16 protein-coding genes are annotated in these 15,013 nt (G+C 63.4%); 10 read left to right on the top strand and 6 right to left on the bottom strand.

What is annotated here, in order from left to right; translation table 11 throughout:
- Window positions 1-37: 37 nt before the first annotated feature.
- A complete protein-coding gene (gene eno / locus M2333_RS04110; protein WP_264587354.1) occupies window positions 38-1,312 on the bottom strand; it encodes a phosphopyruvate hydratase in 1,275 nt (424 codons plus the stop codon).
- A 197-nt stretch (window positions 1,313-1,509) separates the two neighbouring features.
- Between eno and M2333_RS04105 the strand changes: the two genes are divergently transcribed.
- The 5 genes from M2333_RS04105 (at window position 1,510) to M2333_RS04085 (ending at window position 3,564) form a co-directional block, all read left to right on the top strand.
- Window positions 1,510-2,013, top strand: coding sequence for a hypothetical protein (locus M2333_RS04105; RefSeq protein WP_264570611.1), 504 nt, complete (start codon window positions 1,510-1,512; stop codon window positions 2,011-2,013).
- A gap of 28 nt (window positions 2,014-2,041) precedes the next feature.
- Window positions 2,042-2,431, top strand: a complete 390-nt coding sequence (locus M2333_RS04100; RefSeq protein ID WP_264610944.1) for a phage holin family protein — start codon at window positions 2,042-2,044, stop codon at window positions 2,429-2,431.
- On the top strand, window positions 2,428-2,769 hold the full coding sequence (locus M2333_RS04095) for a hypothetical protein (RefSeq protein ID WP_264610943.1): 342 nt from the start codon (window positions 2,428-2,430) through the stop codon (window positions 2,767-2,769). Before M2333_RS04100 ends, M2333_RS04095 begins: the two co-directional genes overlap by 4 nt.
- Window positions 2,770-2,776: 7 nt before the next feature.
- A complete protein-coding gene (locus M2333_RS04090; RefSeq protein WP_264610942.1) occupies window positions 2,777-3,223 on the top strand; it encodes a hypothetical protein in 447 nt (148 codons plus the stop codon).
- 104 nt (window positions 3,224-3,327) lie between these two features.
- Window positions 3,328-3,564, top strand: a complete 237-nt coding sequence (locus tag M2333_RS04085) for a DUF4170 domain-containing protein (RefSeq protein WP_264570615.1) — start codon at window positions 3,328-3,330, stop codon at window positions 3,562-3,564.
- Between the two features lie 47 nt (window positions 3,565-3,611).
- Here the strand turns inward: M2333_RS04085 and M2333_RS04080 are convergent, their stop codons facing one another.
- The 3 genes from M2333_RS04080 to carB form a co-directional block, all read right to left on the bottom strand.
- Window positions 3,612-4,280, bottom strand: a complete 669-nt coding sequence (locus tag M2333_RS04080; RefSeq protein ID WP_264570616.1) for a rhomboid family intramembrane serine protease — start codon at window positions 4,278-4,280, stop codon at window positions 3,612-3,614.
- Between the two features lie 90 nt (window positions 4,281-4,370).
- The gene (gene greA / locus M2333_RS04075) at window positions 4,371-4,847 is read right to left on the bottom strand and encodes a transcription elongation factor GreA (protein WP_181559920.1); all 477 of its coding nucleotides are present in this window, start codon (window positions 4,845-4,847) and stop codon (window positions 4,371-4,373) included.
- Between the two features lie 93 nt (window positions 4,848-4,940).
- Complete coding sequence (gene carB, locus M2333_RS04070) at window positions 4,941-8,279, bottom strand: carbamoyl-phosphate synthase large subunit (RefSeq protein WP_264610941.1); 3,339 nt, start codon at window positions 8,277-8,279, stop codon at window positions 4,941-4,943.
- Between the two features lie 149 nt (window positions 8,280-8,428).
- On the opposite strand from carB, the gene M2333_RS04065 reads away from it, so the two are divergent.
- The gene (locus M2333_RS04065; protein WP_264610940.1) at window positions 8,429-8,581 is read left to right on the top strand and encodes a hypothetical protein; all 153 of its coding nucleotides are present in this window, start codon (window positions 8,429-8,431) and stop codon (window positions 8,579-8,581) included.
- Here the strand turns inward: M2333_RS04065 and carA are convergent.
- A complete protein-coding gene (carA, locus tag M2333_RS04060) occupies window positions 8,545-9,702 on the bottom strand; it encodes a glutamine-hydrolyzing carbamoyl-phosphate synthase small subunit (protein ID WP_264570619.1) in 1,158 nt (385 codons plus the stop codon). The genes M2333_RS04065 and carA overlap by 37 nt on opposite strands.
- A gap of 161 nt (window positions 9,703-9,863) precedes the next feature.
- Here carA and M2333_RS04055 point away from each other — a divergent pair, with 161 nt between their 5' ends.
- The 4 genes from M2333_RS04055 (at window position 9,864) to rpoD (ending at window position 14,801) form a co-directional block, all read left to right on the top strand.
- Window positions 9,864-10,316: a GatB/YqeY domain-containing protein gene (locus tag M2333_RS04055; RefSeq protein WP_264612561.1), complete on the top strand. Its 453-nt coding sequence runs from the start codon at window positions 9,864-9,866 to the stop codon at window positions 10,314-10,316.
- Between the two features lie 155 nt (window positions 10,317-10,471).
- Entirely contained in the window at window positions 10,472-10,837 is a 366-nt protein-coding gene (locus tag M2333_RS04050) for a GIY-YIG nuclease family protein (RefSeq protein WP_264573047.1), read from the top strand.
- A complete protein-coding gene (gene dnaG / locus M2333_RS04045; RefSeq protein ID WP_264610939.1) occupies window positions 10,834-12,705 on the top strand; it encodes a DNA primase in 1,872 nt (623 codons plus the stop codon). The genes M2333_RS04050 and dnaG overlap by 4 nt, the downstream gene beginning before the upstream one ends.
- Before the next feature lie 47 nt (window positions 12,706-12,752).
- The gene (gene rpoD, locus M2333_RS04040) at window positions 12,753-14,801 is read left to right on the top strand and encodes an RNA polymerase sigma factor RpoD (RefSeq protein ID WP_264570622.1); all 2,049 of its coding nucleotides are present in this window, start codon (window positions 12,753-12,755) and stop codon (window positions 14,799-14,801) included.
- A gap of 14 nt (window positions 14,802-14,815) precedes the next feature.
- Here rpoD and M2333_RS04035 read toward each other — a convergent pair whose 3' ends face one another.
- The gene (locus tag M2333_RS04035) at window positions 14,816-14,974 is read right to left on the bottom strand and encodes a hypothetical protein (RefSeq protein WP_264610938.1); all 159 of its coding nucleotides are present in this window, start codon (window positions 14,972-14,974) and stop codon (window positions 14,816-14,818) included.
- Window positions 14,975-15,013: the final 39 nt, after the last annotated feature.

Raw genomic sequence — 15,013 nt, 5'->3', positions numbered from 1 at the left:
CGGATCGCTCGCCTCCACCCGGACCGTTAAAAACGCCTCAGCGGAAAATCGACGTTCCCGCATAATAAGCGCGGTCGCCCAGCTCTTCCTCGATGCGGATGAGCTGGTTGTACTTGGCGAGCCGGTCGGAGCGCGCCAGCGAGCCGGTCTTGATCTGGCCGCAGTTCGTGGCGACCGCCAGGTCGGCAATGGTCGCGTCCTCAGTCTCACCCGAGCGGTGCGACATCACATTGGTGTAGCGCGCCCGGTGTGCCATATCGACGGCGGCGAGCGTTTCGGTCAGCGAGCCGATCTGGTTGACCTTGACGAGCATGGAGTTGGCCAGCCCCTTCTCGATGCCCATGGCGAGGCGCTTGGGGTTGGTGACGAAAAGATCATCGCCCACCAGCTGGCACTTGTCGCCGATCTTGTCGGTCAGGATCTTCCAGCCCTCGAAATCGTCCTCGCTCATGCCGTCCTCGATCGACTTGATCGGGTAGCGCGCGACGAGGTCCGCGAGATAGTCGGCCATTTCAGCCGGGGAGAGCGTCTTGCCCTCGCCGGAGATCACATAGCTGCCATTCTTGAAAAACTCGGTCGCTGCGCAATCGAGCGCCAGCACGACATTCTCACCCGGCTTGTAACCGGCCTTCTCGATGCTCTGCATGATGAAGTCGAGTGCTTCGACCGTTGAAGCGATGTTGGGCGCAAACCCACCCTCGTCGCCCACGCCGGTCGCAAGACCCTTGTCGTGCAGGCCCTTCTTGAGCGTGTGGAAGATTTCCGAGCCCATCTGCACGGCGTGGGCGATGCTCTCCGCCCCCACCGGCATGATCATGAACTCCTGGAAGTCGATCGGATTGTCGGCATGTTCGCCGCCATTGATGATGTTCATCATCGGCACCGGCAGCACATGGGCGGACACCCCACCGACATAGCGATACAGCGGCAACCCGCGCGCATCGGCAGCCGCTTTGGCCGTCGCGAGGCTCACGCCGAGAATGGCGTTGGCGCCGAGCCGCGCCTTGTTCTCCGTGCCGTCCAGCTCGATCATTGCGGCGTCGACATCGCCCTGATCCTCGGCATCCATGCCGGTGATCGCTTCGGCAATCTCGCCATTGACCGCATCGACGGCCTGGAGAACGCCCTTGCCGAGATAGACGGACTTGTCGCCATCGCGCTTCTCGACCGCTTCATAAGCGCCGGTGGATGCGCCCGAGGGAACGGCGGCGCGGCCGAAGCTGCCGTCTTCCAGCAACACGTCGACTTCCACCGTCGGGTTGCCGCGGCTGTCCAGGATCTGGCGGGCGTGAATGTCGAGAATTGCGGTCATGGCTGTGCCTTCCCCTTCCGTCTGGCAAATTATCGGCGCGGATTAGCGAGCGCACTCCCTCATGGCAATGGCGGGCGGCTCGGCTTATCTTGCTGTTTCTGTGCAATGGCGGGAACATTTGCCGCCGCAGGTCTGTTAAAGAGGGCGAGCCTTGCTATAACAGGCAAGCCTGTTCTGTATCACAAGAGGAACCCGCCATGGCCGAGACCAATAGCACTGGAACGACCCGCAAGAGCACGTCGAAGGCGACGTCGGCGCGCAAGGCTGCATCGGATGCCACGAGCGCGAAGTCGGCTGCGCTGTCCACGGCAGCAGAGGCGCGGGGCGCGGAGACCGGATCGAGCACCGACTGGCGCGAGCAGGCCGGCGAATTTGCCGAGCAGGCTAAGGCCACCGCACGCGGTGCCGCCACGACGGCCAAGAACACGACGGGCGATGCCCTCCATGGCCTCTCGAAGCTGATCGCCGAGACCGCCGAGACCGTCGATTCCAAGCTCGGCCCGCAATATGGCGATTATGCCCGCAAGGCTGCGGAAACCGTCGCCGGCGCGGCGGACTCGCTGGACGCCAAGGATATCGACCAGCTGACCGAGGAAGCACGCAACTTCGTGCGCAAAAGCCCTGCGGTGGCGATCGGTGCGGCGGCTGTGGTTGGCTTTGTGCTCATGCGCATGATGCGGGGCTCATCGAGTGAAAGCTAAGGCTGCAAGGACCGGCCGGCATTGATCGATGAGTGATCCCGACACCATGCACACTGCGGCGGGCACCCCGCCGAACCCTGAAGACGCGCTTGAAAAGGAGACCATTGGCGAGAGCTTTTCGCGGCTGATTGCATCGGGCCGGGAACTCGCCGAGGCGGAATTGACGTGGGCGAAGCTCAAAGCGGCACTGATTGCCGCGGCGGCCCGCCGCGCGGCGCTGTTCGGCGTCCTCGCCTTTCTGTTCGTCAGTCTGGCGCTCGTTACGCTGGTCGCGGCAGCCGTGATCGCGCTCGCGCCTTCCGTCGGTTGGCTTGGCGCGGCTGTGATCGTAGCCGGAGTCCTCCTGCTGCTCGCTCTACTTTGCGGCCTGATGGTCAAGCGTGCCCTCTCCCCCCTCAGCAAGGCAGATCGCCCATGAGCAGCGCGCCCTCCCCCCTCGAACTGGCCGAGGCCCGCCAGCGTGCGGATAGCGCTAGAGAGCGTTTTCGCTCTGCAGTGGACGGAGTTCGCGACCGGTTAAGCCCGGCGCATCTGAAGGACGACGCCGTCGAGGCGGTTCAGCAGAAAGTGTTGCAAGCCAAACAGGCCGCGCGGGGAACGCTGCGCCGCCACCCCGTCCTGACCACGCTGGTCGCGACCGGTGCGGTCGGCCTTCTCTTCTGGCGCCCTGTGCGATTCATCTTGCTCTACGTGATGCGTGGTGCTTGGCTCGTCTGGTTGAATCGCGCTCTGTGGAGCCAGAAAGAGGACAGTTGATCAGACGATGACCGCCCCGAAGACGAAGAAAGGCCGCCAAGCGGCTTCTACGCTTGATCAGGTCAAGGACAAGGTCGGGAGCACGCTTGCCACGGTGCGCGAGCGGGGCGAAGACGTGGTCGCCGACACGCGGGAGAAGGCCTATCGCGCGGCCAATGAAACCAACCGGATGTTTCAGGAACATCCCATCGCGGCAGTGGCCGCCGCGGCCGCAGCCGGGGCCGTCATCGCCATTTTCCTGCCCAAGCTCGCCATCGGATCAGCTGCGGGCAAGGCCAGACGGGCGGCGCAGCAGGCCGTGCGAAACTCCGGCGCGCGCCAAGCGGCGCAGACCATGTTCGCCAATCTTGCAAAGACGGAAAAGGCCGCGCTTCAAACGGCGGCGGTCGAAGCCGCCCGCCTGATCGGCAAACGCATCAAGAAGCCGCGTTCGGACAAGAAATCGGACGCCTAGGATCGCAAGGCCAGTGTCGCCATTCTTGGCAGAACCGGCCGAGGCTGCTAGCAAATCGACAACGCCCAGGCGCCTCTTGCCAGGCATAAATCCGGAGCACTTTCTTGAGCCTCATGCACCTCGTGATGGGCGGTCGCGTCAAAGACCCGCAGAAACTCGAATTTGAAGATCTGAATGCCATCGACATCGTCGGCATCTTCCCAAACTATGCCAGTGCCGAAGCGGCCTGGCGCGGCGCGGCGCAGCGGACCGTGGACGATGCGGAAATGCGCTATGTGATCGTCCATCTGCATCGCCTGCTCGATCCGAGCACGGATGATGCCGAGGATCACGCTCACTGACGGATTGGCTCGGGTGGCAGTGCTAGACCAGCGCTGGCACGCGCCCGTCAGGACGCCCGAAACCGCCGGGCCAGCAAGGGGCGTGCGAGCAGCAGGCCGGCGATGAAGCCGCCGATATGGGCGCCAACGGCGATCCCGCCGAAGAAACTGTCGAACCCGCCCGCCAGCGCGATCAGCAATTGCAGGATGGTCCACGCTGCGCCGAGCCAGACCATGCGGACGATATAGGCGGGAACAGGCCCGATCGCCTTCACGCCGCGCTGGCTGTAAATGAACGCATAGGTTCCCAGCACGGCGGAAATCGCGCCGCTTGCGCCGATCATCGGCACCCAGCCCTCGCCTTGCGCATAAAAGAAGCTCGAAAGCCATTGCCCGAGCGCTGCGGCATAGGCGCCGACGACATAGATCACCACGAGCCGGCCCGGACCGAGCAGATTTTCAACGAAGCGGCCGCAGAAGATCAGCATCAGCACATTGAAGCCCAGATGCATCCACCCGCCATGCAGCAGCGTGGCGGTGAGCGGCGTGATCCACAACGGCAGCCATGGCACGTTGAAGGTCAGCGCTTCGGACGACGAGAGCAACGTGACGCGCTCTGAAATGAACCCGGCAATCAGCGCCGCGCGCCCCATCTCCCCGGTGAGATACAACGGCAGGAAGACGATGACGATGATCGCCGCCAAAATGTTGGTCGCCGGACCTTTGGGAAGCTGCATCGCGATTTCAGCCGGCTGCGGCGCGCACCGACAGCGTGAACGCTGCCGGTGCGGCAACCAGAAAAGACATAATCATGGCGCGGCTGCGGATCAGATGAATTCGATCTTGTTGACCAGATAGAACTTGTCGCCGGACGGCACCGTCACCTCGACATCCTCGCCGACCTGACGACCGATGAGAGCGCGGCCAAGGGGGCTGTTGTAGCTGATCATGCCCAGCTTCGCGTCCGCCTCGGCCTGACCGACGATCTGGTAGCGCACCGGCTTGTCATCCTCGTCCAGCAAGGTGACCGTGGCGCCGAAGATGATCTTGTCGCCCGACAGCGTGGTGGGATCGATAACCTGCGCGCGCGAGAGCTTGTCTTCCAGATCGGCGATGGTCGCCTCGACCTGGCCCTGACGCTCCTTGGCGGCGTGGTATTCGGCGTTTTCCGAAAGATCGCCATGGGCGCGTGCCTCCTCGATCGCATCGACGATCTTGGGACGCTCGGCCTTGAGCGCGCGGAGCTGGTCGGTCAGCTTGTCATAACCGACTTGCAGCATCGGCATCTTCTCAACGGTCGCCATCTCGACTCCCTATTTCCAGCGCAACAATGCGCGAACTCCCTAGTCCGCCGGGGATCCGGTCGGCCCGCAACTGATTTCTTGTGTTCTGGAAGATCAGTCGTGCGACGCCTGATAATAGGATTGCAGCGACTTCACTTCAAGAGGACGCGCACGCAAAGCCTCAATTGCGTCCACCGCAGCCAGACTTGCCGCCGCCGTCGTGAAGCTCGGCACCTTGCCGCGCAACGCGCTCGTGCGGATCGCCTTGCTGTCCTTGAGCGACTGCCAGCCTTCCGTGGTGTTGAAGATCAGGTCCACTTCGCCATCCGCAATGCGGTCCACAATATGCGGACGGCCCTGCGCGACCTTGTTCACCTTCTCCACCGGCAGGCCGTTCTCCGCGAGGAAATCGGCCGTTCCACCGGTTGCGACGATCTTGAAGCCAAGATCGGCAATCTTGCGGGCCCCGGGCAGGATCACGCTCTTGTCGCTATCCTTGACGGAGATAAAGACCGTGCCCTGCTTGGGCAGCACCGTGCCCGCGCCGATCTGCGCCTTGGCGAAAGCGGTCGCGAAATCGCTGTCGATGCCCATGACCTCGCCGGTCGACTTCATCTCCGGGGAAAGGACCGGATCGACGCCGGGGAAGCGATTGAACGGGAACACGGCTTCCTTGACCGCGATGTGGCGGATCGCATTGCGGTCGATCTTCGGCAGGCTCGCGAGCTTCTCGCCCGCCATCACCCGCGCAGCGATCTTGGCGATGGGCGTGCCGATGGCCTTGGCCACGAACGGCACCGTGCGCGAGGCGCGCGGATTGACCTCGATGAGGTAGACCAGCCCGTCCTTGACCGCGAACTGGATGTTCATGAGGCCCCGCACGGAGAGCGCGCGGGCCAGCACATCGGCCTGCCGCTCGATCTCGGCGATGAGATACTCGGGCAGGCTATAGGGCGGCAGCGAGCAAGCGCTGTCGCCGGAATGCACGCCAGCTTCCTCGATATGCTGGAGCACGCCGGCGACGACGACATCCTCGCCATCGCACAGCGCATCCACGTCCACCTCGACGGCATCGCGCAGATACTGGTCGATCAGCACCGGCGAGTCGCCCGAGACCTGCACCGCCGTGGCGATATATTCCTCGAGCTGCGCCTGCCCGTCGACGATCTCCATCGCCCGGCCACCCAGCACATAACTGGGGCGCATCAGCACCGGATAGCCGATGCGATTGGCGACCGCGATGGCCTCTTCCCGGCTGCGGGCGATGCCGTTAGCCGGCTGCAGCAGGCCCAGTTTCTCGATCAGTGCCGCGAACCGCTCGCGATCTTCGGCAAGGTCGATGGCATCCGGCGAAGTACCGAGGATGGGAATGCCGGCCTCCTCCAGCGCCTGCGCCAGCTTGAGCGGCGTCTGCCCGCCAAACTGCACGATCACGCCGACAAGCTCGCCCTTCGACTTCTCGACATGCAGGATTTCCAGCACGTCTTCCGCCGTGAGCGGCTCGAAATACAGGCGGTCGGACGTGTCATAATCGGTGCTCACCGTCTCCGGGTTGCAGTTGATCATGATCGTCTCATAGCCCGCATCTTCCAGCGCGAAGCAGGCGTGGCAGCAGCAATAGTCGAACTCGATGCCCTGCCCGATGCGGTTGGGTCCGCCGCCCAGGATCACGACCTTGCGCCGGTCACTCGGCTGGCTCTCGTCCTCCGGCTCACCGAAGGTCGGCGCCTCATAGGTCGAGTACATATAAGGCGTCTTGGCCTCGAACTCAGCCGCGCAGGTGTCGATCCGCTTGAACACCGGACGCACGCCGAGCTTGTGGCGCAGGGCGCGCACTTCCTTCTCGGTGACGCCGCCGGTCATCGCCACCACGGCATCGCGGACGAGACCCGAGCCGCGCTTGATCGCGTTGTCCATGCCACCGGGGATGTTGGCCGACTGCAGCGCCAGCCAGGCAAGGCGCTTGTCCGAAAAGCCCATGGACTTGAGCTTGCGCATGGCCTCCGCATCGCGCGGCAGGCCATTCGCGAGCACGCCCTTCTCGGCCTCGACGATCTCGGCAAGGCGTTGCAGGAACCAGGGGTCGAACTTGGCGACGGCATTAATTTCATCCACGCTCAGCCCTTCACGCAGCGCCTGCGCCGCAATCAGCAGCCGGTCCGGAGTCGGCTGACCCAGCGCCGCAACGATCTGCTCCTTGGGCGCCCCGACCAGATGATCGACCTGATTGAAACCGGCGAGGCCTGTCTCGAGTCCGCGCAGGGCCTTCTGCATGGATTCGTGAATATTGCGGCCAATTGCCATCACTTCGCCGACGGACTTCATGGCGGTCCCAAGCAGCGGCTCGGCGCCCTTGAACTTTTCGAACGCAAAGCGCGGGATCTTCGTCACGACATAATCGATGGTCGGCTCGAAGCTTGCCGGCGTAACACCGGTGATATCATTGGTGATCTCGTCCAGCGTGTAGCCGACCGCCAGCTTGGCCGCGACCTTGGCGATCGGGAAGCCAGTGGCCTTGGATGCCAGCGCCGATGAGCGCGACACGCGCGGGTTCATCTCGATGACGATCAGCCGCCCGTCCTTGGGATTGACTGCGAACTGTACGTTGGAACCGCCTGTTTCCACGCCGATTTCGCGCAGCACCGCAATGCTGGCGTTGCGCATGATCTGATATTCCTTGTCGGTCAGCGTCAAGGCCGGCGCGACGGTGATGGAGTCGCCCGTATGGACGCCCATCGGATCGACATTCTCGATGGAGCAGATGATGATGCAGTTGTCCGCGCGGTCGCGGACGACTTCCATCTCATATTCCTTCCAGCCGAGCAGCGATTCCTCGATCAGCACTTCGGTGGTCGGCGACGCATCGAGACCGGTGGTCACGATGCGGACGAACTCTTCCTTGTTATAAGCGACGCCGCCGCCGGTGCCGCCCATGGTGAAGCTGGGGCGGATGATCGCCGGCAGGCCAGTGAACTCCAACGCGGCCATGGCTTCGTCCATGGTGTGCGCGATGCGCGACCGGGCGCTTTCTAGTCCGATCTTGTCCATCGCATCGCGGAACTTGAGCCGGTCTTCCGCCTTGTCGATCGCCTCGGCATCGGCGCCGATCATCTGCACGCCATATTTCTCCAGCGTGCCATCGTTGAACAGGGCCAGCGCCGTGTTCAGCGCGGTTTGCCCGCCCATCGTCGGCAGGATCGCGTCGGGGCGCTCCTTCTCGATGATCTTGGCCACGATTTCCGGCGTGATCGGCTCGATATAGGTTGCATCGGCCATTTCCGGATCGGTCATGATCGTCGCGGGATTGGAGTTGACCAGAATGATCCGGTAGCCCTCTTCCTTCAGCGCCTTGCAGGCCTGCGTGCCCGAATAATCGAACTCGCACGCCTGGCCGATGATGATCGGGCCAGCGCCGACGATGAGGATCGAGGAGATGTCTGTTCTTTTTGGCATTATTTATTCCGAGCCTCGTTCCCGGTGGAACCGATTTGAAGATCCTTGCGCGATCGCACCTTGTCGAGCGCGCATTGAAGGGCATTGGTCTCGCTGACCGATGGCGGGGCCTCGCGTCGCAGCATGTCAAAGCTCACCCGATCGGTGCCATGAGCCACCAGCCGGACGACCTGATCGGCGCGGCAGGTCGCGACCATATGATCGAGCTGACGCTGCAACTGGCCCTGATCGCCTGCCGCGCCCGCCGCAAGGAGCGCGAGCGCAATCACGCCAGCCCCTCCACGAACCGCTGGAACAGGTAGAAGCTGTCCTGCGGCCCCGGCGAGGCTTCGGGGTGATACTGCACGGCGAAAGCCGGCTTGTCCGTAAAGGCGATGCCGCAGTTGGAGCCATCGAACAGGCTCACATGGGTCTCGACGACATTGGCCGGCAGCGTGGCCGTATCGACCGCAAAGCCGTGGTTCATCGAGGTGATTTCCACCACGCCGTCTTCCAACCGCTTGACCGGGTGATTGGCGCCGCGATGGCCCTGATGCATCTTGGTGGTCTTCGCACCGGCGGCCAGCGCCAGCAGCTGATGACCAAGGCAGATGCCGAAGATCGGGACATTCTCGTCGAGCAGCTTGCGGATCACCGGCACGGCATAGTCCGCTGTCGCCGCAGGATCGCCCGGGCCGTTTGAGAGGAACACGCCAGCGGGCTTGAGCGCCTTGATCTGATCGTAGGAGGCCGTGGCCGGCAGCACCGTGACCTTCGCGCCGGCCTTAACGAGGTTGCGGAAGATATTGTCTTTCGCGCCAAAATCCATGGCGACGACATGGGGCCGCTCGCCCGCTTCCATCGCCTCATAGCCAAAGCCGAGGCGCCAGGCGCCGCCGGTCCATTCGCGTTGCGCGCCGGTCACCTCGATAGCGAGGTCCATGCCTTCCAGCCCGGGCCAGGCCTTCGCCTTCTCATGCAGCGCCGCGAGATCGAACTGGCCCTGCGGATTATGGGCGATCACCGCATTGGGCGCGCCCTTCTCGCGGATCAGGCGGGTCAGTGCCCGCGTATCGACACCGGCGAGACCGATCCGGCCGTTGGCCTTCAGCCAGGCATCGAAGGGCTGGACGTTGCGGAAGTTGGACGGCGCAGTCACATCTTCACGCACGATGCACCCAAGCGCCCAGGGCTGCTGGCATTCGACGTCATCGGCGTTGGTGCCGACATTGCCGATATGCGGGAAAGTGAAGGTGATGATCTGCCCGGCAAAGCTCGGGTCCGTCATGATTTCCTGATAGCCGGTCATCGCGGTGTGGAAGCACAGCTCGCCAACCGCGTCTCCCTCGGCACCGAATCCGCGCGCGAAGACGACGGTGCCATCGGCTAGAACCAATACCCCCGTCGCTCCTTTGGGCACGGTCGGGTATTTGGCGTTCGCCATGGCTGTCTGATCCTTCGCTTTTTGCTTTCTGGCAGGCGCCCCAAGCGCCCGGCTAAACGGCCGGCTCACTATGGGTTCGCACATGCACGGTCAATCTATTAAAAATTCCGCATCGCCGCTATATCTGATCCTTTCCCGCACGGTGACTCGGAGATTACGTGATGATTCGCGACGGCATCAAGGCTGCCCAGATTGAGGCGATGAAGGCCGGCGACAAGGCGCGGCTGGCCGCTGTGCGCCTGATCCTGGCCAAGCTGAAGGACCGCGACATCGAACTGCGCACCGCCACAAGCACGCCCGATGACGACGTGATCGTGGTCGATGTGCTACAGAAGATGGTCAAGCAGCGCCGCGAATCGATCACCATGTTCGAGCAAGGCGGCCGTGCAGAACTCGTCGCGCAGGAGCAGGCCGAGCTGGAGGTGATCGAAGGCTTCCTGCCCAAGCAGATGAGCGAGGACGAAACCCGCGCCGCGATCGAGGCCATCAAGGCCGAAGTCGGCGCGTCGTCGGTGAAGGACATGGGCAAGGTGATGGCCGTGCTCAAGGACCGCCATGGGACGGTGCTGGACATGAGCAAGGCCAGCGGCTTGGTGAAGGCGGCGCTGGGGTGATTGGGGGGACGGGAGTTTCAACCTGCTCTCTCTGACATTACTCCCCTCCCCGTTCGTGTCGAGCGAAGTCGAGACACGGCTGGCACGGCGCTGAGGTGTCTCGACTTCGCTCGACACGAACGGGAAGAGTTGGGCACCACGGATAGAGGTTTTGGATGGCCTTCTGGACGTACATTCTGCGCTGCCGCGACGGCCGATACTATACGGGGCATACCGACGACCTTGAGCGTCGCATTGGCGAGCATCAGACAGGTGGCTTTTGCGCGTTCACGTCCCCACGTCGCCCGGTGACATTGATCTGGTCGGAAGATTTCGGATCGCGTGAAGAAGCCCTACAAGCGGAACTGATCGTGAAAAAATGGTCGCGCGCCAAAAAGGAGGCTTTGGCCGCCAGCGACTGGGCCAGATTATCGCACTTCTCCCGCCCGCCCTCAGAGCGTGTCTCGACTTCGCTCGACACGAACGGAGTTTTAGGGGCACGTGGAGGGGAGCAGCTCGGCGCTCAGGGGCAAATACCATGAGCCTCACGCCGCAATGGCTGGACGAGCTTCGCGCCCGCACCACCCTCTCCACGCTCATCGGCAAGACGATCAAGGTCCAGAAGGCCGGGCGCGAATACAAGGCCTGCTGCCCCTTCCACAATGAGAAGACGCCCAGCTTCACGATCAACGACGAGAAGGGCTTCTACCATTGCTTTGGCTGCGGGGCGCATGGCGATGCGATCCGTTGGATGACGGATCAGCGCGGCCTGCCCTTCCTGGATGCGGTCAAGGAGCTTGCCGCCGCCGCCGGTATGGAGGTGCCCGCGCCCGATCCGCGCGCCGCCAAGCGGGCCGAGCAGGCGAAATCGCTGCATGACGTGACCGCCGCGGCGCAGAACTGGTTTGAGGATCAGCTTGGCGGGCTCGATGGCGCCGAGGCGCGTGCCTATCTGCATAAGCGCGCGCTGACGGACGCGACCCGCCGCGCGTTTGGGCTGGGTTTCGCGCCGGATAGTCGCGGCAAGCTCAAGACCGCGCTACGCGACTTCCCCGAGGATATGCTGGTCGAGGCCGGCATGCTCATCCGGCCGGAAGACAGCGAGCGGGACAGTTACGATCGCTTTCGCGGGCGGCTGATGATCCCCATCCGCGACCAGCGCGGGCGCGTGATCGCCTTTGGCGGACGGATTCTGGGCCAGGGTGAGCCCAAATATCTCAACTCGCCCGAGACGCCGCTGTTCGACAAGGGTCGCACGCTCTTCAACCTCGACAAGGCGGCGCCTGCCGCGCGCAAAGCGGGCCGGATCATCGTCGTCGAGGGTTATATGGACGTGATCGCCATTGCCCAGGCCGGCATCGCCGAGGCCGTGGCGCCGCTCGGCACGGCGCTGACGGAGGCCCAGATCGAGAAATTGTGGAGCATGGTGGAGACGCCGATCCTCTGCTTCGACGGCGATGGCGCCGGCCAGCGCGCGGCAATCCGCGCTGCCCACCGCGCTTTGCCGCTGCTGCGCCCCGGTCATAGCCTCTGTTTTGCGACGCTGCCGGCCGGGCAGGATCCCGATGACCTGCTGCGGGCCGAGGGGCTTCAGGCCTTCGAGACTGTGCTCGCAAGCTCGATCCCGCTGGCGGACCTCATCTGGCGCAGCGAGCATGATGCCGCGCCGCTGGCCACACCGGAAGAACGCGCTGGCCTCAAGCAGCGTCTCAATGCGCTCGCCGCCACAATCGCCGATAGCGACATCCGGGCGCTCTATTCTCGCCTGTTCAAGGAGCGTTACGACGCGCTGTTCTTCGCGCCGCGCGCCGCGTCCAACGCCCGCTTCGAGGGGCGATCGGCCAGTCGCGGGGGCGGCACGATGAAGGGTGGCCGCTGGATCGCCCCGCCCCCACCGGCCACGCAGGACGCGAAGGCGATCCGCGAAACCGGCGGAGACATGCTGCTTCTCCGCGCCGTTCTGGCCGGCCTCCTGCGCTTTCCGGGCGAGATCCTCGTCCACCGCGAGGCACTGGACAGCCTGTCGCCGCCCGACTCCGGGCTGGCAAAGTTGCTGGACGCGCTGCTCAAAGCGGCCGATCGCCAAGAAACTGTTGAAACCGAGGCGCTCCTTACCATATTGGGCAGCACTGAGCTGTATAATATGGCGAAGGGGTTGCTCCGCGCCGACGCGCTGCATTTCACCTTCACCCAGGCCGAAGCCGACGGATGGCGTGCACAGCGCGATCTGGCGGAAGCCATCGGGGTGCTGGTGGCGATGCCGCGAATCGAAGCGGAGCTGGCGGCGGCGACGAGAGCGATGGCGGAGAATCTGGACGAGGCGAGTTTCGCCCGCCAGCAAGCCCTGCGCAAGCTCAAGGAAGATCTGGCGGCACGAGCCGCCGAGCTGGCCCAACCCCTCGAAGAGTGAATAACTGGCCCGCGCGGCACCGCGCTTGGCCCGGAGCAAGGCAACGCATGGCGACGAAGATCAATGGAAACGCTGGAAACCCGGAGAGTGGCGAAGAAGGCGGCGATGCCCCCCTTCTCGATCTCAACGAAGCGTCCATCAAAAAGCTGATCGCCCGTGCCAAGAAGCGTGGCTACATCACCTATGACGAGCTGAACAGCGCCCTCCCGCAAGGCGAGATGTCCTCCGACCAGATCGAGGACATCACCTCGGCGCTTAGCGACATGGGCATCAACATCGTCGAGAACGAAGAACAGGGCGATGACGGCGAAGAGCAGCCCGAATCCGAAGTCGAGTCCATCGACAATGGTTCGGACGAGGAAGACGGCTCCGGCAATGTCGCCGAGAAGAAGCAGACGACGACCGACCGCACCGACGATCCGGTGCGCATGTACCTGCGCGAAATGGGCGCAGTGGAACTGCTCAGCCGCGAGGGCGAGATTGCCATCGCCAAGCGGATCGAGGCCGGTCGTGACACCATGATCCTCGGCCTGTGCGAAAGCCCGACGACGTTCAACGCAATCATCGGCTGGTCAACCGCGCTCAACAATGGCGAGATGCAGTTGCGCGAGATCCTCGATCTCGACGCGATGCTTTCCAAAGACCCGGCGCCGGAAAGCCTGTCGGAAGACGGCGAAGACGACGATGGCGAGATTTCCGAGAAGACCGCGGGTCCCTCGTTCAAGGACGAGGACGAGGTAAAGGACGAGCCGGAAGCCGACGGCGACGACGATGATTCCATGGTCGAACGCCGCACGGCGCGCCAGGAAGAGGACGACGAGGAGGATAACACCCTCTCGCTCGCCGCCATGGAAGAGTTGCTCAAGCCCGCCGCGCTCGAAAAGTTCGCCAACATCACCGAGCTGTATGGCAAATTCGGCAAGATCCAGCAGGCCCGGCTGGTCGCGCTCGGCAACGGCATGGAATTCCCGGCCAAGGACGAAGCGACCTATCACAAGCTGCGCGAAGACCTGACGGCGGAAGTCGAAAGCGTCCAGTTCCACCAGCAAAAGATCGAATATCTCGTCGATCAGCTTTACGCGTTCAACCGGCGCCTGACGACGCTGGGCGGCCAGATGCTGCGCCTCGCCGAGCGCCACAAGGTGCCGCGCAAGGACTTCCTCGATCAGTATGTCGGCCAGGAGTTGGACGATGGCTGGCTGGAGAAGGTCAGCAAGCTCGACAAGAAATGGGCGGCCTTTGCGGCCAATGAGGTTGATGCTGTCGAGCGCATTCGGGCGGAAGTCTCCGAAATCGCGCAATCGACCGGCACATCCCTGCCCGAGTTCCGCCGCATCGTGAACATGGTGCAGAAGGGCGAGCGCGAGGCGCGCATTGCGAAGAAGGAAATGGTCGAGGCCAATCTGCGCCTCGTGATTTCCATCGCCAAGAAGTACACCAATCGCGGCCTGCAGTTCTTGGATCTCATCCAGGAGGGCAATATCGGCCTGATGAAGGCCGTGGATAAGTTCGAATATCGCCGCGGCTACAAGTTCAGCACCTATGCGACCTGGTGGATTCGTCAGGCGATCACCCGCTCGATCGCCGATCAGGCCCGCACCATCCGTATTCCGGTGCACATGATCGAGACGATCAACAAGCTGGTCCGCACCAGCCGCCAGTTCCTCCACGAGCAGGGCCGCGAGCCCACGCCGGAGGAAATGGCCGAGCGCCTGAGCATGCCGCTCGAGAAGGTGCGCAAGGTGATGAAGATCGCCAAGGAGCCGATCTCGCTCGAAACGCCGATCGGCGACGAGGAAGATTCGCACCTCGGCGACTTCATCGAGGACAAGAACGCGATCATCCCGGTCGACGCCGCGATCCAGGCCAACCTCAAGGAAACGGTCACCCGCGTGCTGGCAAGCCTCACCCCGCGCGAGGAGCGCGTGCTGCGCATGCGCTTCGGCATCGGCATGAACACCGATCACACGCTGGAAGAGGTCGGCCAGCAATTCTCGGTGACGCGCGAGCGTATTCGCCAGATCGAGGCCAAGGCACTGCGCAAGCTCAAGCACCCGAGCCGCAGCCGCAAGATGCGCAGCTTCCTCGACCAGTAAGGTCCGAAATCAGATCAGGCGGCGGAGGCGTTGCGCGCTTCCGCCGCCTTTTTCGTGCGCGCAATACCTGCCAGCCGCAAGAACCCTAGCATGCGCCTGCGCGACTTGTGCAGCCGAGCTAATACTCTGAAATAAAACAGGCTCGCGTTGCTTGGTTGGAGCGTTTTCAACATCTTGTTAACTTCCTGCGCGTTACATCGCCGCGGGGAAAA

The organism is Sphingobium sp. B11D3B (assembly GCF_025961735.1).
Taxonomy (GTDB): Bacteria; Pseudomonadota; Alphaproteobacteria; order Sphingomonadales; family Sphingomonadaceae; genus Sphingobium.
This window is presented reverse-complemented; position numbering and strand designations above follow the sequence as displayed.